At 55.4% G+C, this 26,274-nt stretch carries 23 protein-coding genes; 12 read left to right on the top strand and 11 right to left on the bottom strand.

Annotated features, from left to right (window positions below; all coding sequences use genetic code 11):
• Nucleotides 1-146: 146 nt before the first annotated feature.
• Nucleotides 147-1,841 (top strand): methyl-accepting chemotaxis protein, encoded by a 1,695-nt coding sequence (locus RT644_RS02535; RefSeq protein WP_044489349.1) that lies wholly within the window; start codon nucleotides 147-149, stop codon nucleotides 1,839-1,841.
• A gap of 54 nt (nucleotides 1,842-1,895) precedes the next feature.
• Here RT644_RS02535 and RT644_RS02530 read toward each other — a convergent pair whose 3' ends face one another.
• Both RT644_RS02530 and RT644_RS02525 read right to left on the bottom strand, forming a co-directional pair.
• On the bottom strand, nucleotides 1,896-2,858 hold the full coding sequence (locus RT644_RS02530; protein ID WP_097406661.1) for a DUF3829 domain-containing protein: 963 nt from the start codon (nucleotides 2,856-2,858) through the stop codon (nucleotides 1,896-1,898).
• Between the two features lie 176 nt (nucleotides 2,859-3,034).
• Entirely contained in the window at nucleotides 3,035-3,709 is a 675-nt protein-coding gene (locus RT644_RS02525) for a DUF2076 domain-containing protein (protein ID WP_269231052.1), read from the bottom strand.
• 214 nt (nucleotides 3,710-3,923) lie between these two features.
• Here RT644_RS02525 and RT644_RS02520 point away from each other — a divergent pair, with 214 nt between their 5' ends.
• The 3 genes from RT644_RS02520 to arsC are packed head-to-tail and all read left to right on the top strand — an operon-like array spanning nucleotide 3,924 to nucleotide 6,016.
• Nucleotides 3,924-4,244, top strand: coding sequence for a metalloregulator ArsR/SmtB family transcription factor (locus RT644_RS02520; RefSeq protein WP_313625465.1), 321 nt, complete (start codon nucleotides 3,924-3,926; stop codon nucleotides 4,242-4,244).
• A gap of 42 nt (nucleotides 4,245-4,286) precedes the next feature.
• Entirely contained in the window at nucleotides 4,287-5,579 is a 1,293-nt protein-coding gene (locus RT644_RS02515; RefSeq protein WP_313625463.1) for an arsenic transporter, read from the top strand.
• A gap of 8 nt (nucleotides 5,580-5,587) precedes the next feature.
• Nucleotides 5,588-6,016 carry a glutaredoxin-dependent arsenate reductase gene (gene arsC / locus RT644_RS02510; RefSeq protein ID WP_313625461.1) on the top strand — a complete coding sequence of 143 codons (429 nt, stop codon included), beginning with the start codon at nucleotides 5,588-5,590 and terminating at the stop codon, nucleotides 6,014-6,016.
• Between the two features lie 65 nt (nucleotides 6,017-6,081).
• On the opposite strand, the gene RT644_RS02505 is transcribed toward arsC, so the two are convergent.
• Nucleotides 6,082-8,379 (bottom strand): FdhF/YdeP family oxidoreductase, encoded by a 2,298-nt coding sequence (locus RT644_RS02505; protein ID WP_313625459.1) that lies wholly within the window; start codon nucleotides 8,377-8,379, stop codon nucleotides 6,082-6,084.
• 140 nt (nucleotides 8,380-8,519) lie between these two features.
• On the bottom strand, nucleotides 8,520-9,443 hold the full coding sequence (locus RT644_RS02500) for a LysR substrate-binding domain-containing protein (RefSeq protein ID WP_016495954.1): 924 nt from the start codon (nucleotides 9,441-9,443) through the stop codon (nucleotides 8,520-8,522).
• Nucleotides 9,444-9,745: 302 nt separating this feature from the next.
• Here RT644_RS02500 and RT644_RS02495 point away from each other — a divergent pair, with 302 nt between their 5' ends.
• Together RT644_RS02495 and RT644_RS02490 are read left to right on the top strand one after the other, a co-directional pair.
• Nucleotides 9,746-11,089: a VOC family protein gene (locus tag RT644_RS02495; RefSeq protein ID WP_313625455.1), complete on the top strand. Its 1,344-nt coding sequence runs from the start codon at nucleotides 9,746-9,748 to the stop codon at nucleotides 11,087-11,089.
• Between the two features lie 42 nt (nucleotides 11,090-11,131).
• Complete coding sequence (locus tag RT644_RS02490; protein WP_313625453.1) at nucleotides 11,132-12,640, top strand: carboxylesterase/lipase family protein; 1,509 nt, start codon at nucleotides 11,132-11,134, stop codon at nucleotides 12,638-12,640.
• Here RT644_RS02490 and RT644_RS02485 read toward each other — a convergent pair.
• Nucleotides 12,612-13,478, bottom strand: a complete 867-nt coding sequence (locus RT644_RS02485) for a LysR family transcriptional regulator (RefSeq protein ID WP_313625451.1) — start codon at nucleotides 13,476-13,478, stop codon at nucleotides 12,612-12,614. The genes RT644_RS02490 and RT644_RS02485 overlap by 29 nt on opposite strands.
• A 111-nt stretch (nucleotides 13,479-13,589) precedes the next feature.
• Here RT644_RS02485 and RT644_RS02480 point away from each other — a divergent pair, with 111 nt between their 5' ends.
• From RT644_RS02480 to rimL, 4 genes are all read left to right on the top strand, one after another.
• A complete protein-coding gene (locus RT644_RS02480; RefSeq protein ID WP_313625449.1) occupies nucleotides 13,590-14,759 on the top strand; it encodes a pyridoxal phosphate-dependent aminotransferase in 1,170 nt (389 codons plus the stop codon).
• 12 nt (nucleotides 14,760-14,771) lie between these two features.
• Nucleotides 14,772-15,551 carry an ABC transporter substrate-binding protein gene (locus RT644_RS02475; protein WP_097406822.1) on the top strand — a complete coding sequence of 260 codons (780 nt, stop codon included), beginning with the start codon at nucleotides 14,772-14,774 and terminating at the stop codon, nucleotides 15,549-15,551.
• A 271-nt stretch (nucleotides 15,552-15,822) separates the two neighbouring features.
• Nucleotides 15,823-17,478: a glucan biosynthesis protein D gene (locus RT644_RS02470; protein WP_044489646.1), complete on the top strand. Its 1,656-nt coding sequence runs from the start codon at nucleotides 15,823-15,825 to the stop codon at nucleotides 17,476-17,478.
• 45 nt (nucleotides 17,479-17,523) lie between these two features.
• Nucleotides 17,524-18,066, top strand: a complete 543-nt coding sequence (gene rimL, locus RT644_RS02465; RefSeq protein WP_045508174.1) for a 50S ribosomal protein L7/L12-serine acetyltransferase — start codon at nucleotides 17,524-17,526, stop codon at nucleotides 18,064-18,066.
• Between the two features lie 5 nt (nucleotides 18,067-18,071).
• On the opposite strand, the gene RT644_RS02460 is transcribed toward rimL, so the two are convergent.
• The 5 genes from RT644_RS02460 to ydcK form a co-directional block, all read right to left on the bottom strand.
• Entirely contained in the window at nucleotides 18,072-18,818 is a 747-nt protein-coding gene (locus RT644_RS02460) for an anti-sigma factor (protein ID WP_313625447.1), read from the bottom strand.
• Nucleotides 18,815-19,321, bottom strand: coding sequence for an RNA polymerase sigma factor (locus tag RT644_RS02455; protein ID WP_016495963.1), 507 nt, complete (start codon nucleotides 19,319-19,321; stop codon nucleotides 18,815-18,817). Before RT644_RS02455 ends, RT644_RS02460 begins: the two co-directional genes overlap by 4 nt.
• A gap of 9 nt (nucleotides 19,322-19,330) precedes the next feature.
• On the bottom strand, nucleotides 19,331-19,867 hold the full coding sequence (locus RT644_RS02450; protein ID WP_313625445.1) for a cytochrome b: 537 nt from the start codon (nucleotides 19,865-19,867) through the stop codon (nucleotides 19,331-19,333).
• Nucleotides 19,864-20,919, bottom strand: coding sequence for a catalase family peroxidase (locus tag RT644_RS02445; protein ID WP_313625443.1), 1,056 nt, complete (start codon nucleotides 20,917-20,919; stop codon nucleotides 19,864-19,866). The genes RT644_RS02450 and RT644_RS02445 overlap by 4 nt, the downstream gene beginning before the upstream one ends.
• Nucleotides 20,920-21,284: 365 nt before the next feature.
• On the bottom strand, nucleotides 21,285-22,265 hold the full coding sequence (gene ydcK / locus RT644_RS02440) for a YdcK family protein (RefSeq protein ID WP_313625441.1): 981 nt from the start codon (nucleotides 22,263-22,265) through the stop codon (nucleotides 21,285-21,287).
• Nucleotides 22,266-22,390: 125 nt separating this feature from the next.
• Here ydcK and tehB point away from each other — a divergent pair, with 125 nt between their 5' ends.
• Entirely contained in the window at nucleotides 22,391-22,987 is a 597-nt protein-coding gene (gene tehB, locus RT644_RS02435) for a tellurite resistance methyltransferase TehB (RefSeq protein ID WP_097406674.1), read from the top strand.
• A 260-nt stretch (nucleotides 22,988-23,247) separates the two neighbouring features.
• On the opposite strand, the gene pepT is transcribed toward tehB, so the two are convergent.
• The gene (gene pepT, locus RT644_RS02430) at nucleotides 23,248-24,477 is read right to left on the bottom strand and encodes a peptidase T (protein WP_313625439.1); all 1,230 of its coding nucleotides are present in this window, start codon (nucleotides 24,475-24,477) and stop codon (nucleotides 23,248-23,250) included.
• 106 nt (nucleotides 24,478-24,583) lie between these two features.
• Between pepT and RT644_RS02425 the strand changes: the two genes are divergently transcribed.
• Nucleotides 24,584-26,179 (top strand): ABC transporter substrate-binding protein, encoded by a 1,596-nt coding sequence (locus tag RT644_RS02425; protein ID WP_313625437.1) that lies wholly within the window; start codon nucleotides 24,584-24,586, stop codon nucleotides 26,177-26,179.
• Nucleotides 26,180-26,274: the final 95 nt, after the last annotated feature.

The raw sequence follows: 26,274 nt of genomic DNA, 5'->3' as shown, positions 1-26,274 counted from the left end.
CACGCCAGCGGTGTCACCGCTGGCGCAACCAAACTCCAAATCTGTGACCGCTGACGCGCTTTTCGCCATAAGAATAATCCAATTATTGCCGATGCCTATATATCATTCCTGTTGTACGTATCAGACATATATGAGAGTCGATAGCCATGGATAAAAAAGCAGCGATGCAAAGAACACAAGGCATTGGTTTTATGCACAATATTCGATTGGTTCCCCTGTTTTCTTCCATTCTCGGCGGCATCTTAGTGCTATTTGCATTAAGTTCCGGTCTGGCGGGTTACTTCCTGATGCAAGCGGATCGCGATCAGCAGGATGTCACACAGGAAATCCAGGTGCGCATGGGATTATCCAACAGTTCGAATAACTTACGCATAGCGCGTATCAGCCTGATCCACGCCGGCGCGGCCAGTCGCATCGCCGAAATGGAAGATATGAAAAACAACGTGGCTGAAGCAGAAAAACGCATGAAGCAGTCACAGGACGGTTTTAATCAATATATGGAACGCCCGGTCAAAACTCCGGCGGACCTTGCCCTGGATGGCGATCTCACCACCCGTTTTAATGCCTACATCGCGGGCATGCAGCCGATGCTGAAATATGCCAAAAACGGCATGTTTGAAGCGATCATTAACCACGAAAGTGAGCAGGCGCGCCAGCTGGATGCGTCTTATAACGAAGTGTTGTTAAAAGCCATTGATATCCGTACCGCACGTGCGCAGCGCCTGACCGAAGAGGCTCACAGCCGCACCCAGCTTGGGCTGATGTTTATGGCTGCCGCCTTTGCGTTAGCGCTGGTGCTGACGGTTATCACCTTTACCGTATTGCGCAGCGTAGTGATTAACCCGCTGCAACGTGCGGCTCAGCGTATTTCTCGCATCGCGACCGGGGATTTAACGGTAGCCGATGAGCCTGCCGGGCGTAGCGAAATTGGTCGTCTGAGTAGCGATCTGCAAGCGATGCAGCATTCACTGGTCACCACGGTCGCGACGGTGCGTCAGGGCGCGGAAGAGATCTATCGCGGCACCAGCGAGATCTCCGCCGGTAACACCGATCTCTCTTCCCGTACTGAGCAACAGGCTGCGGCCATTGAACAAACGGCTGCCAGCATGGAGCAATTAACCGCGACCGTGAAGCAGAACGCCGACAACGCGCACCATGCCAGCGGGCTGGCACGCGATGCCTCCGGCAAAGCGACCAAAGGTGGGCAGATTGTTTCTGGCGTCGTGCAAACGATGGGCAATATCACCAACAGTTCGCGCAAAATTTCCGAAATCACAGCGGTTATCAACAGCATCGCCTTCCAGACCAATATTCTGGCGCTTAACGCGGCGGTAGAAGCGGCGCGCGCTGGCGAACAGGGGCGTGGTTTTGCGGTGGTGGCAAGCGAGGTTCGTACGCTGGCAAGCCGCAGTGCGCAGGCAGCGAAAGAGATTGAAGCGCTGATCAGCGAATCCGTGAGCTTAATTGAACAAGGTTCCGGAGAAGTGGTTTCCGCCGGTGAAACCATGGGTGAGATCGTCACAGCCGTTAAGCGCGTGACCGATATCATGCTGGAGATCGCCGCCGCTTCTGATGAGCAGAGTAAAGGCATCACTCAGGTGAGCCAGGCGATCACGGAAATGGATAACGTCACCCAGCAGAACGCCTCACTGGTAGAAGAAGCCTCGGCGGCGGCGGCTTCGCTGGAAGAGCAGGCGGCTCGTCTGACCGAAGCCGTGGGGGCATTCCGTTTAACTGACGCGGCACCGCAGCGTCAGAATAATGCGGCATCGCCAACCAGCAAAACCTTCAAGCCACAGCGCCCGGCGCTGGCGCAGGGTGATAACTGGGAAACGTTCTGAGTATGCAGAAAACAAAAAAGAGGCCGGATGGCCTCTTTTTTTATGCGCAAAATCTTAACACTGGTTGGTGTTTAGGGCGCTGACCATATTGTTGTAGTTTTGCAGCAGGGACTGGGCGTCCTGTGTCTGCTGCGATTGCATCAGCTGAAACTGCGTTGACTGTTTGGCATCTTTTTCGTACTCGCCATTTTCGGTGCGCTCAATAATGTCACGGCCGGTGGAGAGATAGTCATTGGCTTTAGACAGAAGACTCGAACAGCCCGTTTTGTTGCTTTCGCGTACTTTGGCATCGTAAGCGGTAGCCATGCTGTTGAACTGATCGAGCGCCTCTTTGAATGCCGCCTTCTTATCGCCCAGTCCTTTGCCATCCAGCACGCCACCGGCGGCATCCAGGCTCTCTTTCAGGTAGTAGACCATCCCCATTTGCGCATGCTCAAGCGTGCCTTTTTGCGTACGTTCGAATTCCGCTTTAATGCGCGCACGATCTTTTGCCTCGATACCTTCAAAGAAATTCGCCTGCGCAACGACCAGCATCTGCATGCTGCTCAACAACGCGGGCTGGATCTCACGACCGTGAGCGCCATTATCGCTTTTGTATGTTTTTGCGCTGATGTAGTTGTACATATCGCGGCTTACCGGTTCGGCTTTTGCCAGCGCTTCGCTGTAAAGACGCCCCGGTTCATCCAGTTCCGGCATATCCGGCTTCATGCCGTGCGCTTTATCCAGATGTTCTTTAATACGCCCCATAGAGAGCGGTTCAGTAAAAAACAGATCATCCATTTTCTTTTTGCCATCGAAAGCGGGCTGAGTGTACTTCTGGTATTCAGCAAGTTGTTTACCGAAGTTGGCCGAGGTCATGTTAGCCGCGGCAATATATTCGTTGTACTTCAGCACTTCGGCCTGTTCGGCTGACGGCTGCGCTTCTTGCGTTTTGGTGGTTTTGTCGTCACAGGCTGACAGTGCCAGCAGGCAGGCGGCAACCGCCAGCGTACGTGCGACAGGTTTGGCGATGAACATCCCATTCTCCTTGTCCGAAAAAAGAAAAAACCGACTCATTTTTGCTGAGCGCCGCACAGGTTAGCATCAATGCCCGACTGGCAAGGGGCATGCCACCTGAATTGGTAGGTTTAAAAAAGGGGGGAGAAATTGCCCGGCAGACAGCGCCACCGGGCCAGGTTCAGGCGTGGGCAGCGTTAAATAAAGCTGTCGTCATCGTTGCTGTAATCGGTGTCATCAAAATCATCGTTCTGGTAAGAATCATTGCCGAACGAATCGTTCTGATCGAGAAAACGGGTGTCTGAGGCATTACTAAAGTTGTCGTTCTGCGTGTTTTCAAACGACGAATTACCCGCCGCCGTCGCCGGTTCTTCAATAATATTCACAATCTCTTCCGGGCGGGACTGATGGAACATGCTGGTCAGCATTTCGGCCAGCACCACACCACCGGCAACGCCCGCCGCGGTTTGTAAGGCCCCGGCCATAAAACCGCTCCCGCGTGGCGCAGGTGCCGCCGAACGGGAATAGTCCTGCTGCGGCTGCTGAGGTGCATTCCAGTTATTTTCCGGCTGTGGACTCTGGCTTCTCCCGCCGCCAAACAGGCCGCCGAGGAAACTGCCACCGCCGGTTTGCGGTTTGCTTTTTTGCGCCGCCAGCTCGCTTTCCAGCTGCTGGACTTTGCTCTGGAGCTGTTTTAGCGCCGCTTCCTGAATCAGGATCGATTGCGCCATATAGTACGGCGCGGCAGGTTGCTGACGCACAAATTCCGCTATCTGACGCTCAGCCTCGGCGTCGCGCTGGCCGTTCTGTTGCTCGGTCTGTTTCAGGCGCTGGAAAAGGCCGTTGATAAGCTGCTGTTCTTCATATTGCATGGCAATAACCTTCCGATCGCTGTGATAGATACTGTTGAGTTTATCAGTGCCATGAATACGTGTCCGATGAGTGAAATGTTTGTTTAACATTGGTTGCAGCTGGGCAAAAAAAATGATGTGAAAGGCCAGATGTTCCGGTGATTCTCGTTGTCTCTTCAAAAAGCAATACATATGAATTACCATATATGTTATTTGGCGTCATTCAGGTAAAGGCATGCTGCAACCCGTTCAGCTTTTTAAAATTCTCGCCGATGAAACGCGATTAACCATCCTGCTGTTGCTCAGAGAGTCCGGCGAACTTTGCGTATGTGATATTTGCGCAGCGGCGGGGGAGTCGCAACCTAAAATTTCCAGGCACATTGCGATGTTACGTGAATATGGTCTGGTCGTTGATCGACGGGCAGGAAAATGGATCCATTATCGGCTGTCACCTCATATGCCCGCCTGGGCGGCAGCAACCATCGATACAGCATGGGTTTGCTTGCGTGAAGAGACGCGAGCCAAACTGCAATCAGTGTCTTTGGGTTCGTGCTGATAACAAAACATATGCATAAATCCGTATATCATGGAGTCTGAAATGTTACTGGCTGGAAGCATCTTTATTTTCACCCTCGTGCTGGTTATCTGGCAGCCCAAAGGGTTGAGTATTGGCTGGAGCGCAACGCTTGGCGCGGTGCTGGCGCTGGCCTGCGGTGTGATTCATATGAGCGATATTCCGGTGGTGTGGAATATTGTCTGGAACGCAACGGCGACGTTTATTGCCGTCATTCTCATCAGCTTACTGTTAGATGAGTCCGGTTTTTTTGAATGGGCAGCGCTGCATGTTGCACGTTGGGGCAACGGGCGCGGGCGGTTGCTGTTCACTTATATTGTGTTGTTAGGAGCGGCGGTTGCAGCCCTCTTTGCCAACGATGGTGCCGCGCTGATCCTGACACCGATTGTCATTGCCATGTTGCTGGCGCTTGGTTTCAGCCCGCGAGCCACACTGGCGTTTGTGATGGCCGCAGGCTTTATTGCCGATACCGCCAGTCTGCCGCTGATTGTCTCGAATCTGGTTAATATCGTATCGGCAGACTTTTTCCACCTGGGATTCACCGCCTACGCTTCCATCATGGTGCCGGTGGACATCTCGGCAATCGCGGCGACACTTACCATGCTCCACCTCTTTTTTCGCCGCGACATTCCGCAAAATTATGCCGCAGATAAACTTTCAGCACCTGCCCGCGCAATTAAAGACCCGGCGACATTTCGCACCGGCTGGGTAGTGCTGATCCTGCTACTGACAGGCTTTTTTGTGCTGGAACCGCTCGGTATTCCGGTGAGTGCGATTGCGGCTGTTGGTGCGCTTATTCTGTTTGCCGTCGCCAAAAAAGGTGCAGCGATTGATACAAACAAAGTGCTGCGTGGTGCACCGTGGCAAATCGTTGTCTTTTCGCTGGGCATGTATTTGGTGGTCTATGGGCTGCGAAACGCGGGGCTCACCGAATACCTTTCAGGGGTTCTGAATCTGCTGGCCAATAAGGGCTTATGGGCGACCACCATCGGCACAGGTTTTATTACCGCATTCCTCTCGTCGGTAATGAACAATATGCCAACAGTGCTGATTGGTGCGCTGTCGATTGATGGCAGCAGCGCAACGGGCGTGCTTAAAGAGGCGATGATTTTTGCCAATGTGATTGGCTGCGATCTGGGGCCGAAAATCACGCCTATTGGCAGCCTGGCGACACTGCTCTGGTTGCATGTGCTGGCGCAGAAGAAGATCGCAGTGAGCTGGGGGTATTACTTCCGAACCGGTATCGTGATGACATTGCCGGTTCTTTTTGTCACGCTGGCGGCGCTGGCATTGCGCCTCTCTTTTCCTTTGTCGTGAGAGTACTTATGAGCAACATTACGATTTATCACAACCCTGACTGCGGCACCTCGCGCAACACACTGGCGCTGATCCGCAACAGCGGTGTGGAGCCGACGATTATTCACTACCTTGAGACACCGCCTTCGCGCGACGAACTCACAACACTGATTGGCGCTATGGGCATTTCAGTGCGTGAGTTGTTGCGCAAAAATGTTGCGCCGTACGAACAACTGGGGCTGGCAGAAGATCGCTTCACCGATGCGCAGCTGATCAATTTTATGCTTGAGCATCCGATTTTGATTAACCGCCCGATTGTTGTTACCTCACGCGGTACGCGCCTTTGTCGCCCGTCGGAAGTGGTGCTGGAGATCCTGCCTGAAGCGCAGAAAGGCGCGTTTACGAAAGAGGATGGGGAGCAGGTTGTTGATTGCAACGGTAAGCGGATCGCGCCGTAATGCATCCGTAAACCGGTTAAACAGGAAGCGCTTTTGAGAACGCCCGCTGAACGCGGGCGTTGTGATCAGGCAATACGCAGCGTTTCGCGTGTTTTTGCCGGCGTGATAATGACAGGAATGGATTTCGAGGTTGGCGTACCGGTGCCGTCGCCAAAACGCGTCAGCGGAACCAGTGGGTTCGTTTCCGGATAATAGGCCGCCAGGTTGCCGCGCGGGATGTCATAAGCGACAAGACGGAAATCCTCAACGCGGCGCTGCACGCCATCAGTCGACTGGGTTTCAATATCCACCCGGTCGCCATCATTCAGCCCAAGCGCGCGAATATCTTGCGGATGCATAAACAGCACGTCGCGCTGCCCATAAACCCCACGGTAACGGTCATCGAGCCCGTAAATGGTGGTGTTGTACTGGTCATGCGAGCGTAATGTCTGCAGGACAAACGGCGCTTGCGTCTCCGGGCAGACCGACAGCGGCAGGGCGGCGGCGCTGAATTCCGCTTTGCCGGAAGGCGTATTAAAACGCAACTCTGCGGCAGCATTCCCCAGCCAGAAACCACCTGGTTCTTCGCAACGAGCATTAAAGTTCTGAAAGCCGGGAATAGTGGCGGCGATATGATCGCGGATCAGGTTGTAATCACCCGCCAGCGCCAGCCAGTCAACCTTGTCACTGCCCAGCGTGGCATGGGCGATGCCAGCGACAATCGCGGTTTCCGAACGCTGCGTGGCGGCCAGCGGTTTGCCAATGCCTTCAGAGGCATGCACCATGCTGAAAGAGTCTTCCACGGTGACGAACTGACGCCCGCTTGCCTGCATATCTTCTTCGGTTCGGCCAAGCGTCGGCAGGATCAGCGACTGTTTACCCGGCATTAAATGGCTGCGGTTCAGTTTGGTGCTAATGTAGACCGTCAGCCCGCAACGGCGCAGCGCGGCGCAGGTAAGTGGCGTATCCGGCGCGGCGGCGGCCAGATTGCCACCGAGGGCAAGCAGCACTTTCACTTCGTCACGCAGCATTGCCGAAATGGCCTCTACCGTATGGTGCCCGTGCTCGCGCGGCGGCTCGAAACTGAAATGGCGAGCAAGGCTGTCGAGCAGGGTAGCCGGCGGTTTTTCGTCAATCCCCATCGTGCGGTTGCCCTGCACATTGCTGTGGCCGCGCACCGGACACAACCCCGCGCCCGGTTTGCCTAAGTGACCGCCAAGCAGTTGCAGGTTGGTGATTTCCCGTACCGTGTCCAGCGAGTGTTTATGCTGGGTAATACCCATCGCCCAGGTACAAATCACCCGTTTTGCGTTCTGCCAGATGGCGGCTGCGTCGCGCAACTGTTGCTGAGTGAGACCGGACTGTTGCTCAATGGTCTGCCAGTCGGTTGCATCGATTTGCGCAAACCACGCGTCAATGCCGTGGGTGTGCTGCGCAATAAAGGCATCGTCAAAAATGCTCGCTTCACCGTTAGCCAGCCGCTGGCGCTGTGTTTCCAGCAACGCTTTCGCCATTCCGCGCACCGCCGCCATATCACCGCCGAGATTGGGCTGATAGTAAGACGAGCTGATCGCACCCGCCATCGGCGTAACCACTTCCAGCGGTTTTTGCGGATCGGCAAATCGCTCAAGACCGCGTTCGCGCAGAGTGTTAAAAGTGACAATGCGCGCCCCGCGATCGGCGGCGTGCCGCAGGCTGTGCAGCATACGCGGGTGGTTGGTGCCGGGGTTTTGCCCGAAGACAAAAATGGCGTCTGCTTTCTCAAAATCGGCCAGGTGAATGGTGCCTTTACCCACGCCAATGCTGCGTTTCAGCCCCGCGCCGCTCGCTTCGTGGCACATGTTGGAGCAATCCGGGAAGTTATTGGTGCCGACCATGCGGCCAAACAGCTGATAAAGCCAGGACGATTCGTTGCTGGCACGGCCGGACGTATACAGTTCGAGCTGATTGGGGTTATCCATTGCCTTAATATGCTCGCCAATCATCGCCAGCGCATCGTCCCAGGAAATTGGTTCGTAGTGATCGGTTTGCGGGTTGTAACGCAGTGGTTCGGTCAACCGGCCCTGGTATTCAAGGAAATAGTCACTCTGGCGGTTAAGCGCTGTCACGCTGTGTTGCGCAAAAAAGGTGGCGTCAATCTGGCGACGGGTCGCTTCCCAGGTCACGGCTTTCGCGCCGTTTTCGCAAAAACTGAAGGTGCTTTTATTGTCATCACCCCAGGCGCAGCCGGGGCAGTCGAAGCCGCGCGCTTTGTTCATGCGCAACAGGTTGCGCATATTTTTCAGCGCGTTTTTACTGTCAATAACGAAGCGCGTTGTCGCTTCCAGCGAGCCCAGACCACCGGCAGCAGCGTGGTAGGGTTTAATTGCGGTTTTGAATTTCATCTCTTCTTCCGGCTGCGGATTGTTACAGCGTTAGTGTAAGTTGCGTAACAACAACCCTTATTCAACAACCTATTTTTATCACACAATTAACGAGTTGTTCACCTGTTGCGCAAACGGAAGAGAAGATAAACCAGCCGGGATCAACCCGGCATCGTTTTGCGAATCGCCGCTATCAGCGCGTGAGCGGCAGGTGGCAGGGGGCTATCCACGCGGGTGATGATGCCAATCGGATCGCCAATACCGGGCGGCGTAATGGGCAGCGCCACCAGCGAGCCCAGCCGCAAATCATCTTTTACCGCACCGGAAGGGACAAACCACACGTAGTCATATTCCACCGTGAGCTGGCGTGACAGCGACGCGGAAAGCGTCTCCAGGCAACCAGACGGCAGCGCGCAGTTCTGGCTGGCGAGCAGATCCTCTGTGTTTTGCCGTGGCACGGTGCCTTCCGGCAAGACCACCACTGGCCATTCCAGCACTTTGCTTAGCGTGACGGTGGTTTGCAGCAATGGATGTCGCGGGCGTACCACCAGTTTTAGCGACTCGAGAAACAGCAGTTCATAACTCAAGCCGCTCATCAAATCCGGGTCTGACATGCGACCAATGCCCAGATCCAGTTCACCGGATTTCAGCCCGGCGAGGATCATCGGGTTATTGGCGGTGGCAACCTGAATGGTGATATCCGGCTGCTGCTTGTGCAGCTGGCCAATGACCGCCGGTAAGATCCCCAGCGCGGCGGTCGGCAGCGCGCCGATACGGATCAGGTCGTTTTTGAGTTCGGTTTTGTGGCTCAGCGACTGCCCGGCAATGTTAACCGCGTCCAGAACGCGAACCGCGTGGGTAAGAAACTGTTCGCCGACCAGCGTGAGTTGCGCGCCCATGCGGCCACGTTCAAACAGGCGCTTACCGGTGAGTTGCTCGAGTTCGTTGAGGGTTTTCGACAGCGCAGGCTGACTTAAGTTAAGGGTTTCAGCCGCGCGCCCCAAAGTTCCTTGTTGAGCGACGGCAACGAATGTATGCAAATGGCGCAGACGAATGCGCTGTGAAAACAGACCGTTTTTTTCCATAAGATGATGTTAAAAACCGTGCAGAACCGCTGGCAAGTTAAGTTGTTTAATTTTGATAACCAGATAGCAAAATATTATTAACATTTAATCTCTTTGAGTTACAAACGGATTCTGCCCGCAATGTGACGTAACCTGCATGTTGATAAGGGTTTTTGGCGGCGCTGTTCCATAATCTTTCGTTATGTTCGTTACCGCGCGGCGCACGCGCGTTTTCTGCCACGATCACACTTTGTAAATTTCCCATCACGCACGTAAAAAGGCTTCTCTACACTCCAGAGAGAACACACTGGAGGGATTACACTATGGCGTACAGCATCACGGCTGATGAGATTCGGGAACAATTTTCACAGGCGATGTCAGCCATGTACCAGCAGGAAGTTCCACAATACGGCACGCTGCTGGAGCTGGTCGCGGATGTGAATCTGGCGGTGCTGGAGAACAATCCGCGTCTGCATGAACAACTGGCCAACGCCGATGAATTAGCGCGGCTCAATGTCGAGCGTCACGGCGCCATCAGGGTAGGGACGGCCGAGGAGCTTTCTACTTTGCGGCGCATGTTTGCCATTATGGGGATGTTTCCGGTCAGCTATTACGATCTCTCGCAGGCGGGCGTTCCGGTGCACTCAACCGCCTTTCGCCCGATCGAAGACGCGGCGCTGGCGCGTAACCCATTTCGTATTTTTACCTCGCTGCTGCGCCTGGAGCTTATCGAGAACGACACGCTGCGTGATAAAGCCGCCGCCATTCTGGCAAAGCGTGACATATTCACCCCGGCATGCCGCCAGCTGATTGAGCTGCATGAACTGAATGGCGGTTTTACCCCGCAGCAAGCTAAAGCCTTTGTTGAGGAAGCGCTGGAAACGTTCCGCTGGCACCGCCATGCCACGGTGGATGCGCAAACCTATCAGGCGCTGCATGATGAGCACCGCCTGATTGCCGACGTGGTCTGTTTCCCTGGCTGCCATATCAATCACTTAACGCCACGCACGCTGGATATTGACCGTGTTCAGGCGTTGATGCCGGAGTACGGCATAGAACCGAAAATCCTCATTGAAGGGCCACCGCGTCGCGATGTGCCGATTTTGCTGCGCCAGACCAGTTTCAAAGCGCTGGATGAACCGGTGCTGTTTAACGGTGAGCACCAGGGCACGCATACCGCGCGTTTTGGCGAAATCGAACAGCGCGGCGTCGCGTTAACGCAGAAAGGGCGCGCACTCTATGATCAACTGCTGACCAGCGCCGGAACCGGCAAAGATAACCTGACGCATCAGTTGCATTTGCAGGAGGTATTTAAAGCCTTCCCTGACAGCGAAATGTTGCTGCGCAAGCAGGGGCTGGCGTGGTTCCGCTATCGCCTGACGCCAACGGGTGAAGCGCACCGGCAGGCGATTCATCCCGGCGACGATCCCCAGCCGTTGATCGAGCGCGGCTGGGTGGTGGCGCAACCCATTACCTATGAGGATTTTCTGCCGGTCAGCGCGGCGGGGATCTTCCAGTCTAACCTCGGCAACGAAACCCAGGCGCGTAGCCACGGCAACGCCAGCCAGGCGCAGTTTGAGGCCGCGCTGGGTTGCCCGGTGTTCGATGAATTCACACTCTATGCGGAAGCCGAAGCGCGCAGCAAACGGCGTTGCGGTCTGCTGTAAAACAGGTAATCTGCCAGAAATCAGTTATTTCTGGATATTGTTATGGAAAATCCATTAACGCCGCTGGCACACACCCGCCAGGGCAGTGTGCTGGGATGCAGTGAAGATGCCTTTCATGTCTGGCGCGGTATTCCCTTTGCCGCGCCGCCCACTGGTGCGCTGCGCTGGCGCGCGCCACAGCCGCCGCAACCCTGGCAGGGGGTGCGCATCCCCGACACGTTTTCCGCCGCCAGCTGGCAAAACAGTGATTACTGCCAGCAGGTCGGCGGCGGCGATCCGGGGCGTTTCTCCGAAGATTGTCTCTATCTGAATATCTGGTCACCGGCTTCGCGGACAAAACCGCTGCCGGTGATGGTCTGGCTGCACGGCGGCGGGTTTACTATTGGCTCCGGCGGGTTGCCGCCGTATGACGGAAAAGCGCTTGCGGCACGCGGCGTCGTGCTGGTGACGATCAATTATCGCCTTGGCCACCTTGGCTTTTTCGCCCATCCGGCGCTTGAGCAGGAGAGCGGTGAGCGTGTCTACAACTTTGGCTTGCTTGATCAGATAGCCGCGCTGCGTTGGGTACAGGAGAATATTGCTGCTTTCGGTGGTGATGCGGCAAATGTGACGCTGTTTGGCGAATCGGCGGGTGCGCGTAGCGTGATGGCGCTGATGGCCTCGCCGCTGGCTGAAGGGTTGTTTCACAAAGCCATTATTCAGAGCAGTTATACCTTGCCGGATACGCCGCGCGAAGCGGCGCTGGCAAAAGGTGAAGCGATTGCCGCACATTTTGGCCTGGAAAATGCCAGTGCCGGGCAGCTGCGCGCGCTGCCGGCAGAAGCCTTCTGGCCGCTGGAAGCGCCATTGAAAATTGCGCCTGCGCCCATCGCGGGTGACTGCGTGTTACCGGAACCGATGCTCGATACCTTTTTCGCCGGTCGACAACACCCGATGCCGGTCATTATCGGGTCGAACAGTGATGAAGCCAGCGTGATGGCCGAGTTTGGCGTCGATCTCGCCGGGCAAATCGAAAAGATGCGCCGCGAACAGCGGCTCGGACTGGGGCTTATCCGCCTGCTTTATCCGGGGGTGAAAGGGGATGCGGAACTGGGTCGCCAGGTGTGCCGCGATATGGCCTTTACCACCCTTGGCCTGGTGGTGATGCAGGCTCAGCAGCGTGTCGGGCACCCCTGCTGGCGTTACTGGTTTGATTATGTTGCCGAAGCGGCACACGACACCTATATCAACGGCGCGTGGCACGGTAATGAAGTGCCGTATGTATTCGACAATCTTATGCTTTCGGAACCGTCCTGCCATTATGTCAACCCGCACGATCTCGCCTTTGCCGCGCATATTGCCGATTACTGGGTCCGTTTTGCCGCCCAGGCCAGTCGCCGTACAGAAGCGTTACCCGGCCCGGTCAACTGGCTGGCCTGCGTGCGCGGCCGCGATCGGTTGTTACGCATGGGATTGAATAAACATGCAGGATTTCGCCTGGTTAACCGCTTTATGCGTGCCCGTCTGAGCTTCTTTCGCCGGGTTATGCGCCACCATGTGAAGCTTGATTAGCCCCCAGCAACCCCTCTCTGAACGCCGCCAGCCCGGCGGCTTTATTCTCCGTTTCCCGCAGCACCAGGCGGTAACTGGCACCGGTTTTGACACTCTGTGAAAACGGGCGTAGCAAGCGTCCGGCCTCGATATCTTCGGCTACCAGCGTCTCATCGGCGATGGCCATCCCCAGTCCCTGAATGGCGGCGGTAATGGCTAAATCCATGGTGTCGAAGTGTTGATTTTTACTCATGACGGGCTGAAAAGCGCTTTGTCTTGCCAGCCACAGCGACCAGTCGGTTTTGTCCCGTGTCGGATGTAATAACGTGGCGGTTTCCAGCGCATTGCGCTGCGCCAGCGCGTGGCTAATCACCGGCGTTAGCGCTTCCTCAAACAGCAGATCCCCGGCGCTTAATTGGGTGCCAAACACAATCGCCGCGTCATAAGGTTCTGTTTTGAAGTTAATGGTGTGATCGGTGGTGGTCGTCAATGCCACCTGTAATTCCGGGGAACGTTGTTCCAGATTCACCAGCCGCGGCACCAGCCAGCGAATCGCACAGGTCGGCGCTTTCAGGCGCACCACCGTTTGTTGCGAGCGCGCCTGGAAGGCGACCGCTACCAGTTGTTCATACGCGCCGCGCAGTTCCGGTAACAGGGCGCTGCCCTGCGGCGACAGGTGTAAACCGCGCGCGTGGCGCTCAAACAGCGGAAAGCCGAACCAGTTTTCCAGCGCGGCGATTTTGCGGCTAACCGCGCCCTGTGTCAGGCACAACTCTTTTGCTGCGTGCGTCAAATTAAGATGGCGGGCGGTGACCAGAAAAGCGTCGATGGCATTGAGCGGCAAAGATCGGGGCGACATGACAACTCCAGCTATGCAATTTATTCATGACTATTATGACAACAATTCGGTTGTCGGCTCAACAGGGTTTAGTTTGAATGGTTATGCACTTTTTATGTGAAAGGATCAGGCATGACTCTGCGTACCCCGGTGAAAACTCGCTCCAAATTACCCGATGTCGGCACCACCATTTTTACCGTTATCGGCCAGCTTTCCGCCAAACATAATGCGATAAACCTTTCTCAGGGCGCGCCCAACTTTCCTTGCGATCAGCAGCTGATTGCCGGGGTGACGCGCGCCATGCAGGCCAATCATAACCAGTACGCATCAATGACCGGTCTGCACCCGTTAAAAGAGCGGATTGCGCAAAAAATCAGCGAGCTGTACCGCACGGATTACGACGTAGACAGTGAAATCCTTATCACCGCCAGCGCCAGCGAAGGGTTGTACTCCGCTATCAGCGGGCTGGTGCATCCGGGTGATGAAGTGATTTACTTTGAACCCTCGTTCGACAGCTACGCACCCATTGTCCGTTTGCAGGGGGCAACGCCTGTAGCCATCAAACTGACGGTGCCGGATTTCGCGGTGAACTGGAACGAAGTGCGCGCGGCAATCACACCGCGCACGCGCATGATTATCGTGAACACGCCGCACAACCCCAGCGGGCAGGTGTTTTCCCGCGCCGATCTTGAGCAACTGGCGGCGATCACCCGGCACACCGATATTGTGATCCTCTCCGATGAAGTTTACGAACATGTGGTATTTGACGGTGAGCCGCATCACGGCATGGCAACCCATCCGCAACTGGCGGAGCGCAGCGTGATTATCTCGTCGTTTGGCAAGACCTACCATGTGACGGGCTGGCGCGTGGGCTACTGCGTTGCGCCTGCGGAACTGATGGATGAGATCTGCAAAGTACACCAGTTTTTGATGTTTTCCGCCGATACCCCCATGCAGCATGCCTTTGCCGATCATATGCGTGACCCGCAGGGTTGGCTGTCGCTGGCGGCGTTTTACCAGCGTAAGCGCGACCTGCTGCAAACCTTGCTCGCTGAGTCGCCGTTTCGTTTACTACCCAGCGCCGGATCGTTTTTCCTGCTGGCGGATTACAGCCACTTCAGCGATGAAAGCGACAGCGAGATGGTAAAAAGGCTGATTATTGACTGCGGGGTCGCCACCATTCCGTTGTCGGCGTTTTATACCGATGGTACAGATAACAAGTTGATCCGCCTCTCTTTTGCGAAAGATGAGGCAACATTAAGAGCAGGCGCGCAGGCCCTGTGTCGTGTTAAGCCACGCTAAGGAGCGTTAATGATGAAATTTAAAGCACTCTGTCTGGGCATGGGTTTGCTCTGCTCATTCTCCTCGTTTGCCGAAAACGCGCTGCGTTACGGCGTGGAAGCGGAATATCCCCCGTTTGAAAGCCGCAACGCGTCAGGCGAACTGGAAGGTTTTGATATCGAACTGGGGAACGCTGTCTGCAAAGCGGCGCAACTGAAATGTAGCTGGGTGGAAACCTCGTTTGACGCCTTGATCCCAGGGCTGACTGCCAAGAAATTTGATGCCATCAACTCGGCGATGAACATTACCGAACAGCGGCGTAAAAGCATCGATTTCACCCAGCCGATTTATCGCATTCCATCACAACTGGTCGGCAAAAGTGGCGACGGCATGGAAGCGACCGCCGAGGGGCTGAAAGGCAAAACCATTGGCGTGTTGCAGGGATCAATTCAGGAAACCTACGCCAAAGAGCACTGGGAAAAGCACGGTGTCACGGTGGTGTCGTATAAAGATCAGAATATGGCGTGGGGAGATTTGCTGAACGGCCGCATTGACGCCTCACTGGTGATGTCGGCGGCGGGGCAGGCAGGTTTCCTCAGCAAGCCGCAGGGGAAAGGGTTTGGCTTTATTGGCAAACCGGTATCGGACGATACGATCCTCGGCAGTGGTATCGGTTTCGGGCTGCGTAAAGGTGATGAGGCCACCAAAAAGCAACTTGATGCCGCCATCGATAAAATCCGCGCTGATGGCACCATCAAAAAACTGGCGGAGAAGTACTTCCCCGGCATTGATGTTAGTGTCAGCGCACAATAAAGCATGACCACTCTGGCGCCTGCCGTTGATGTCCGGCAGGCGCTTTTTTATTTCCGCCGCAAACGCCCACCGTTATACAGATCTTTACGCCGCTTTCGGGCTGCTCTTATCGACAGAAAATATTTCATGTTTCGTTCATATATTCGGCAGCCAACAATTGGATTCTCAATGAATTTTGTCTAGAGTGATGCGTTCATTAATGAACGCTTTTGCCGCTGTTTCGCGCCATCGCGAAATGCCATTTGACGACCAGAAGGACGTGTTACCAGGCATGAACCGCAGACGATTTATTCAAGCATCCATGGCCCTTGCCGCAACTTACGGCACCACCGGTGTTGCATCGCTCTTTTCCCGCGCGGCGTTCGCGGCGGAAACGGACATCGCCGATGGCCAGAGCCGCCGTTTTGATTTCTCCGTGCTGCAGTCCATGGCGCACGATCTGGCGCAACAGCAGTGGGGCGGCGCGCCAAAAGCGCTCCCCAATACGCTGGCGAACCTGACGCCGCAGGCTTACAACAGCATTCAGTACGATGCGCAGCACTCGCTGTGGAACAACGTTGATGGCCGCCTGCTGGACGTGCAGTTTTTCCACGTCGGCATGGGGTTTCGCCGCCGCGTTCGCATGTTCTCCCTCGATCAGGAGACGCACCAGGCGCGTGAAATTCACTTCCGCCCGGAGCTGTTTAACTACCACGACGCGGGCGTCGATACCAAACAGCTGGAAGGGCAAAGCGATCTCGGTTTCGCCGGTTTCCGCGCGTTTAAAGCGCCTGAACTGGCGCGCCGCGATATCGTCTCGTTCCTTGGCGCAAGTTATTTCCGCGCGGTAGACAGCACCTTCCAGTATGGTCTTTCCGCACGCGGCGTGGCGATTGATACCTTTACCGATACGCCGGAAGAGTTCCCGGATTTCACCGCCTTCTGGTTTGAGACGGCAAAACCCGCCGACACCACCTTTACCGTTTATGCGTTGCTAGACAGCCCGAGTATTACCGGCGCGTATAAGTTCGTGATCCACTGCGAAGAGAGCCAGGTGATCATGGATGTCGATAACCGCCTGTATGCGCGCAAAGATATTAAGCAACTGGGTATCGCGCCGATGACCAGTATGTTCAGCTGCGGTAATAACGAGCGCCGCGTCTGCGATACCATTCATCCGCAAATCCACGACTCCGATCGTCTGGCGATGTGGCGCGGGAACGGCGAGTGGATCTGCCGCCCGCTGAACAACCCGCAAAAATTGCAGTTCAACGCTTATCAGGATGAAAACCCGAAAGGGTTCGGCCTGCTGCAACTCGATCGTGATTTCTCCCACTACCAGGATGTGATGGGCTGGTACAACAAACGCCCGAGTCTGTGGGTGGAGCCGCGTAACAAGTGGGGCAAAGGGGCGGTCAGCCTGATGGAGATCCCGACCACCGGCGAAACGCTGGATAACATTGTCTGCTTCTGGCAGCCGGAAAAACCGGTCAAAGCGGGCGATGATTTTGCCTTCCAGTACCGCTTGTACTGGAGTGCGATGCCGCCGGTGCGTTCTCCGCTGGCCCGCGTTTACGCCACCCGTACCGGCATGGGCGGCTTCCCGGAAGGCTGGGCACCGGGCGAACACTATCCGGATAAATGGGCGCGTCGTTTCGCCATTGATTTTGTTGGCGGTGACCTGAAAGCGGCCGCGCCGAAAGGCATTGAACCGGTGATCACGCTTTCAAACGGGGAAGCGAAACAGGTTGAGATCCTCTATGTCGAACCGTTTGACGGTTATCGCATTCTGTTCGACTGGTATCCGACCAATGATTCCACCGATCCGGTAGACATGCGTCTGTTCCTGCGCTGCCAGGGTGACGCCATCAGCGAAACCTGGCTTTATCAATACTTCCCGCCCGCGCCGGACAAACGTAACTACGTTGATGACCGCGTCATGCGCTAAATCCACTTCGCCCCCGTCAGGGGGCGAATGCTTTATGGAGCCGCAATGGACGATACCGTTATACCGGTGAATGACCATCTCACGCTGCATGCCGCCGACGAGCGGTTTGTGCACGATCTGCACCAGTTAATTGTCAAAAACCGCGACTGGCTACAGCAGTTTCTCAACTGGCCGCAGTCGGTCACGTCCGTTGATGACACCCGTAAAACCGTGCAGAGCAATATACTGTTGCACCAGCGCGGCTACGCCAAAATGTTCATGATTGTGCGCGACGATGTGCTGGTGGGCGTGCTGGCGTTTAACGCGATTGAGCCGTTAAACAAAACGGCTTATATCGGCTACTGGCTGGATGAGGAGTGCCAGCGGCAGGGGATATTGTCTCAGGCCATGCAGGCAATGATCGATTTTTATGCCCGCCGCGGCGATATCCGCCGCTTTGTCATCAAATGCCGGGTGGCGAATCATGCCAGCAATCAGGTTGCCGGGCGCAACGGCTTTACGCTCGAAGGCTGCCTTAAACAGGCAGAATTTCTCAACGGCAGCTACGACGATCAGAATATCTGGGCGAAGATCGTCGATAAGGCCTGATCGCGCTAACTGGTGGCCTGCGACACCGCTTTGCGCAGGCCGTTTACCGCCGATGAGTTCATCGGTGTGACCAGCGCGTAGTTGTAGTGATCATCACTCCAGTACTGGGCCATCACATCTTCGGCCTCGCGTTCCCCGTGAGGGAGTTTGACCGGGCTTAACGGGCGGATATACCAGCCGACCCGCGTTCCGTTCCTGTCCTGATACATAATCAGCGCCGCCGGGCCTTGCGCGGTGGCGATAAGCCGCGCACCGGATAAGGTGAAACCATACTGTTCGAGATTCGGCGGCTGGTTACCGTTAATAAAATACCGGGCGACCCAGCGGGTGAGTTCGGTTTGCTGGCTTGCCACCACATCCATTGGCGTGACGGCGGCATTATCAAAAAGTTTATAAGCCTGAACCGCGTCCTCCATCGGCTGATGAGTCATTAACATCTGCGACTCTTTCAGCTCCCAGCCCGTATAACCGCCCACGCTTAACGCCAGTACCAGCGCGAACGCGGTGGCCAGTTTCCACTGTCGCTGCTGGCGTACCTGGCGGCGTAAATAGTATGGCTCCGGTTTTTCCAGGGCGATAGTTTGCTGGCTCATGGCCTGGCGGAGTTGCTGCGCGTCACGCCGCCAGCCTGCAACCTGCGCGGCGGCATCGGGGTTTTCTGCCAGATAGCGCTCGATACGCGCTGAGGTCGCCTCATCGGTTTCGCCATCCATCCAGGCATGCAGATCGTGTTCATCCGGTGGCAACGTCATTTCAGTCTCCTCAGCGGCAGCGGTGCTGCCGTACCGTCTAATTTCTCATGTAGCAATTTACGTGCGCGCGACAGGCGCGACATCACGGTGCCGGTCGGGATATCGAGCGTTTGGGCGACTTCTTTATAACTCAGCCCTTCAATGCTCACCAGCAACAGAATGGCACGATAATCGGTCGGCAGCGTGGCGAACACCGCCAGCGTATCATCCGCCATGGCCAGTGATTCGGTTGACGCGCCGGTGGCCTCCTCGCCGGTGAAAAAGGCGAGGATTTTCATATACCGCCGCTTACGCCGCTCGCCGTCAATAAATTGACGGTAAAGAATGGCGAACAGCCAGGCGCGCAGGCTCCGTTCGCCATCACTATTTGGGCTACGCGTCAGCGCTTTCATCAGGCAGCTTTGCACCAAATCTTCCGCGCTGTGCGGGTTGCGGGTTAGCCACAGCGCAAAGCGTTGCAAATGTGGCATCACCTGACGAATCTCATCATCAGTCAGTTGCATAGCTTGCCTTCATCGCTTGCGGGTTCCCGTCATACTTTCAAAAACGCCATCGCGGAGCACGAGGGCATGAAACAGTGCGGCGGCCAGATGCAGCATCACCGTTGCGAACAGCGCCAGCGCCACCAGGGAATGCAGTGGCTGCAGTAGCGCGTAAGTATCATTATTCACCGGCAGGACGGGCGGCAACACCCAACCGGCGACAGTCACCGGATAGCCCGCTGCCGAGAGCATTCCCCAGCCAATCAGCGGTTGCGCAAGCATCATGGCATAGAGCGCCCAGTGTGAAAGATGCGCCATGGCGCGTTGCCAGCCCGCAAGCGTCGCCGGTAACGCCGGCGTGGCAGTATAAAACCGCAGCCACAGACGAACCAGCACCAGCACAAAAATCATTAAACCCAGTGGCTTATGGATCGACACCAGTAGACTGTGCAGGGATGAGACGGTGGAAACCATCACGACGCCAATAAACAGCATCGCGATGATCGCCGCCGCCATTAACCAGTGCAGCACGCGCAGCGCCGGGTGGAAATAGGCAACCTGTTTCATAAATGAGCTCCAGCCTGGGCGGATTGTTCACGGGTGCGCGCATTGTAAGATTTAGCATAAGCCGCAGAACGCGCATTGAGTAACGGATCGTCGGAGGCGGCAATGCCGTCCGGCAGGATCAGCGGATCGTAATTGATGTCATTGCATGGCCCGTATTGCTGTTCGGTTGCCCGGGTGAGAACCAGCGTTCCGGCGTTGATGGTTTGCCGGTCGGCCGGCCAGACTTTCGCCGCATTGCTGCCATCATCCCCCGGCTGGGCGACGGTGATCAGCAGATCCCATTTCAGTGGCCCCTGCGCCAGACGCTGTTTGAGATCCGTTTGCAGGAAATTATTATCACGTTTTTCGTCGGCGCTGATGGGCTGATAATCGGTGTGTGGCACCATGCTCCAGCGCACCAGATGCGCGACATCTGCTTTATCCATAAACCGGAATGCGTTCAGGCTGTTAAACCGATCGCTGGCCCAGCTCGACGAAGGCACATTCTGTTTTGCCCATGCCAGAAACGGCGCGACCTCCGGGTTGTTTTGCACGAAGGCTTTGAATTTCCCGGCATCCGGTTTGCCGGTTGCCGCATCGGGCAGCGAGGCAACCTGTAATTCATAGAATTGCTCAACGGTGGAGACCGGGAAGAAGGGCATTGCGTTCATGCCGGTGCGCCACTGTTCACCGTTTGCTAACTGAAACGCCAGCGCCAGGCTGCGCACAGGCACAGCATAATCCGGCGCGGCGGGGTTTCCTCCGGCGATGGCAAAACGCCCGGTTACTGGCGTTTCTCCGACAGCAAATACCGAGGCGCGCGATAGCGTGCTGGCATTACCGTTAGAGATAAAACGGCCCGTAACGCAGAGCCCTTTGGCGTGATTTCGCCGATAGCCCGGATGCTCGCCGCCCGCTTGTTGTAAGACATTAACCAGTTTATCTGCGCTCAGGCGCGCAGGAGTTAACCAGCCTCCGCCCCACAGGAACAGCACAATCAACACCAGCGGAACAAATGCGATTGCCGCAAGGCGTGCAAGGATCTGGCCGGTCGTAAAAGGAGTGTTTGTCATAGTCGCTCACCTGCTAATCATGAGCGGATAAGACGAAGCAACGGCGGGTTTATTCCACACGAAAGAAAAAAATTTTTTATGAAAAAAGCCTGCAACAGAGTGTTCGTTGCAGGCCCGGTGTTATCAGGGATGACTCGTCGCAAAGCGAGTGGCAAAGGTGCCGTCTTTGCAGCCAGCCGGGTGACGGCCGCTACGGTTTACAAAAACTGCGCATAGGTTGTTGAAGCGAAAATCCCGCAGCCTGGCAGGAGGAAAGTGAACAGGTCAGGGGGGGGCGTTTTCTCCGCCGGGTGCCTCATAAACCACCTGCAACAATATGAAAAGTCGCGGATAAACGACGTCGGCTTTGATAACAGACAAGCGCCTTACAAAGAGCCAACCAGCGGCGTGCGGGTAATGTGCTGCGTGTCATTAATCACTTTCGGCCCGCGTAACAGAATGCTTTCGCCTTCCTGCGCCTCGACGACCGCATCGCCGTAAATTTCGATCTGATGCTCGATCAGCACATTGCCGTGAATGCGCGCATTGCCCTGAATCACCACTTTTTCATCCAGCTGCAATGGCCCGCCGCGTAGCCAGGCGCGACCGCCTACCAGCACGTGGTGTTTTAAAATACAGTTGCCTTCAACGACGGCGTTTTCGGCTACCTGCGAGCTGTAGCGAATGGTCGGGATCTCATCGTCAAGCGTCCCGGCGACCACGCGTGCGGAGCCATACACTTTGGCGCAGTCGCACACCCAGACATCATTGAGCTCGTTGCCTTCGAGCAGGGCGAAATCAAAGACTTCGGCGCGGTGTTCAATAAAGGCGTAATTGACGATGGCATCGCCATAAATTTGCGCCTGATGCACCACGCGCGAATGGCTGACGGTGGCGCGATCGTAAATCTGTAAAATTTGTTCGTTATCCAGCGTTAAACCTTTCGCGGCAATGATGTCGCAGCCGCTGAGAATGCGCGCATCGCCGCGTAAATGACATCCACCGCGCACCGTAGAGGCCTGAACGGTGACGTTGTCACTTAATTGCGCGCCGTGGCTTATCTCACTGCCGTCAACCCAGGCGTTGTCCGCAATCATGACATCGTGGCAAATCACGCACGGCTGGGTGATCCGCGCATTGCCACGCACTGCGCTGCCAAGAAAAACCATGCTGTTTTCATCGTAAATCCAGCAGTTTCCTTGCTGATCGAGCACGTTTTCATTATCGACCCAGCCACCGGCGCTGCCCGCCACAACATCGTTGAAATCGCGCAGGGCAATAATCTGGCGCAGGGCGACGGATCGCTTCTCGCCGCCAATCTGGTAATGCATTGTCCGTTGCTCATCACTGAGCCGATACTTATTCATGCTACATTTCCCCCATCTGCCTGAGTTAAACGTAGCAAATTTTACGCCGCTGGCTATCCGCCAGCGAAACCAATAAAATGCACAAAAAATGCAACTTATAAATTCGCGACGTATTGAGGAACAGCATGACCACCCGCACTGATAACTACTTTACTGAAAAATACAGCATGACCCCGACCCATTCGGAAGTGCTTAACGCCATGAATTATGTCCAGCCGGGTAAAGCGCTGGATCTCGGCTGCGGTAATGGACGCAACAGTCTGTTTCTCGCCAACCGGGGTTTTGATGTCACCGCGTGGGATAAAAACCCGAACAGTCTGAGCAACTTACAAAATATTCGTGAAACAGAAGGGCTGGAAAACTTACATATTGAGGCGGTTGATCTCAACCATCTCAGTTTTGACGGCGAGTACGATTTTATTCTCTCGACCGTAGTGCTGATGTTTCTGGAAGCGAAAACCATCCCAGGGCTGATTGCCAATATGCAGCGCTGCACCAAACCCGGCGGCTATAACCTGATTGTCGCGGCAATGGACACGGCAGATTTCCCGTGCACGGTCGGCTTCCCGTTTGCTTTTAAAGAGGGGGAGTTGCGCGATTACTACGCCGGTTGGGAACTGCTGAAATACAACGAAGAGGTGGGTGAACTTCACCGCACCGATGCCAACGGTAACCGCATCAAATTACGTTTCGCCACGATGCTGGCACGCAAATCCGCGTAACTTATCCTGCTGCGGCAGTAAAAGCGCCGGAAGCCGGCCTCCGGTTTTTTTACTGCCAGCCCTCCGTATTTCTCTTTCAATCTCTACTGCGCCACTTCCCGCTATTCGCCGGGTAAATGCCTCCTGCAAAGGGTTGAAGGATTACAGTGATGAATTGTCATCGCATGGGTAGCAAATGCCGGATTACAAGGCCATCCGGCAGGTTAGATCGGACTATCATTACGGGGTGAACGCCGTTCCGACGCCATCCCCGGTCTGTTTTAACGCGCCGCCAGCAGGCAGAGCTGCAGCGCAACGTTATAAGAGGCTTCGAAAGCGCGTAGCGGCAGGAACTCAAAACGCGAGTGGAAGTTATGCGCACCGGTGAAGAAATTTGGCGTCAGCAAACCTTTAGCAGAAAGCGCCGCACCGTCGGTGCCGCCGCGCATCGGCGTCGGTTTTGGCGTGATACCCAGTGATTCCATGGCTGTGAACAGTAAATCAATCGCCCGGCGATCTTCGCCAATCGCGTTGCTGATATTGCTGTAGGTATCGCTGATGCTGTACTCCACTTTCGCGGTGGGATACTGAGCCGCAATTTTTGCCGCAACATCGGCGACTTGCTGCTTGCGTTTAGCAAAACGCTCGCTGTCGAAATCACGAATGTTGGCGTTCAGCGTCGCGTAGCTCTGCACGGCATTGATACCGTTAAACCAGATATAACCTTCGCGTCCTTCCGTGTGCTCCGGCGTTTGTTGACGATCAAAGTGGCTGATGTAATCCATTGCCATTAACAGCGGGTTCACCAGCACGCCTTTCGCCGACATCGGGTGCGCGGTCACCCCGGTAAACTGAATTTGCGCGCTGGCGGCGTTAAAGTTCTCGTAAACGATTTCGCCCAGTTCGCAGCAGTCGATTGTCCAGGCAAAATCAACATCAAAACGCGCTAAATCCAGCGCCTTCGCGCCACGCAGGCCCACTTCTTCATCGGGTACAAAGGCCACCACGATATCGCCGTGACGCTGTTCTGGCGTCAGGTTTTCCAGCAGCGTCATCACCACGGTAACCGCGGCTTTGTTATCCGCACCGAGTACGCTGGTGCCGTCACTGAAGATTATCTCCTCATTCGGATAAGCGAGGATCTCCGGATGCTCATCAACGCGCAGCCAGATATCCTGCGCGCGGTTCAGGCAGAGATCTTGCCCCTCAAAGCGCAGGATCTGCGGATGAATATGCGGGGATAAACCGACGTCCACGGTGTCGATATGGGTGATAAAACCAATGCGCGGCGCACCGGGAACATTGCCTTTTTTGACGGCGGTGACGGTCGCGTGATCGTCAATAATGATCTCTTCAAGACCCAGTGTTTTCAACTCATTAGCCAGTTCACGCGCCATATCAAACTGCCCGACGGTGGTGGGTAAAGTGGTGGCCGCCGGATCACTTTGGCTGGTGATGCTGAGATAGCGAAAGAAGCGATGCGTTAATTGACTGGAGAGCGACGACGTCATAGTGATTCCTTCTTTATTCGAATTATCAGGTGTTTGCAAATTCACTTTAATGTTATTTATGAGAGGGCAAACAACAAGCCTTTACAATAAAACAACAGGAAAAACTATGATTAGCAAACCGACAACACTTGCTCTGGCGTTGGCCGCGATGATAGTGAGTTCTTCTGTGGCGGCGAAAACGCTGGTCTATTGCTCGGAAGGCTCGCCGGAAAACTTCAACCCACAAATCTATACCTCGGGCACCAGCGTGGATGCCAGCGCGGTGCCGGTCTATAACCGGCTGGTGGATTTCAAAGTGGGCACCACGCAACTGCAACCCAGCCTCGCAGAAAGCTGGGATGTCAGTGAAGACGGCAAGATTTACACCTTCCATCTGCGCAAGGGGGTGAAATTCCAGAGCAATAAATACTTCACGCCAACGCGCGACTTCAATGCCGATGATGTGATCTTCTCGTTTATGCGGCAAAAAGACGCCAGTAATCCCTATCACAATGTCTCTAACGGCACTTACTCGAACTTTGAAAGCCTGGAGTTCGGTTCGCTGATCACCGCGATTGATAAACTCGACGACCATACGGTGCGCTTTACGCTGGCGCACCCGGAAGCGCCGTTTGTCGCCGATCTTGGCTGGTATTTTGCGTCGATCCTCTCAGCGGAATACGCCGATGCGATGTTAAAGGCAGGAACCCCGGAACGTGTCGATATGGATCCGATTGGCACCGGTCCGTTCCGCCTGGCGCAGTACCAGAAAGATTCGCGCATTCTGTTTACCGCGTTCGACGGCTACTGGCAGGGCAAAGCCAAAATTGATCGTCTGGTCTTCAGCATCACGCCGGATGCGTCCGTGCGGGTGGCAAAACTGGAGAAGAACGAGTGCCAGGTCATGCCATTCCCCAATCCGGCCGATTTACCGCGCCTGAAAGAGAATAAAGACATCACGCTGATGAGCAAAGCCGGGTTGAACACCGGGTTCCTGTCGTTCAATACACAAAAAGCGCCGCTGGATAATGTCAAAGTGCGCCAGGCGCTGGCGATGGCGATCAACAAACCGGCGATCATTCAGGCCGTGTTCCAGGGAACGGGCACCGCAGCGAAAAACCTGCTGCCGCCGGGCGTCTGGAGCGCGGATAGCGAACTGAAGGATTACGACTACGATCCGGAAAAAGCCAAAGCGCTGCTGAAAGAGGCCGGATTTGCGCCGGGAACAACCATCGATTTATGGGCCATGCCGGTGCAACGCCCCTATAACCCGAACGCCAAACGGATGGCCGAGATGATCCAGGCGGACTGGGCGAAAGTGGGCGTGCAGACCAAAATCGTCACTTACGAGTGGGGCGAATACCTGAAACGGGTGAAGGGTGGCGAACACCAGGCAGCCTTGATGGGCTGGACTACCGCCACCGGCGATCCGGATAACTTCTTTGGCCCGCTGTTTACCTGTACTTCTGCCAATGGCGGCTCTAACTCGGCGAAATGGTGCTACGCGCCATTTGACAAAATTATCGCCGAAGCGAAAGCCACGACCGATCATGAAAAACGCGTCGCGCTGTATAAAGAGGCGCAGCAGATGATGCATGATCAAATGCCGGCGGTGATGATTGCCCACTCAACGATTTTCGAACCGGTACGCAAAGAGGTGCAGGGCTACGAAATCGACCCGTTTGGCAAACATATTTTCTGGCAAGTAGATCTGAAGAAATAGCCATCAATGGGCGAGCGAACCCTGTACGTTAGCGGTTTGCTTGTCCATTTCTCTGCGCGTTAACCATGAGGGTATCGGCGTTGTCAACGCTGCCG

Origin of the sequence: Kosakonia sp., from assembly GCF_032104925.1 — a bacterium.
Lineage (GTDB): Bacteria > Pseudomonadota > Gammaproteobacteria > Enterobacterales > Enterobacteriaceae > Kosakonia.
The sequence above is the reverse complement of the archived record's forward strand: the minus strand, read 5'-3'. Positions and strand labels throughout refer to the sequence as shown.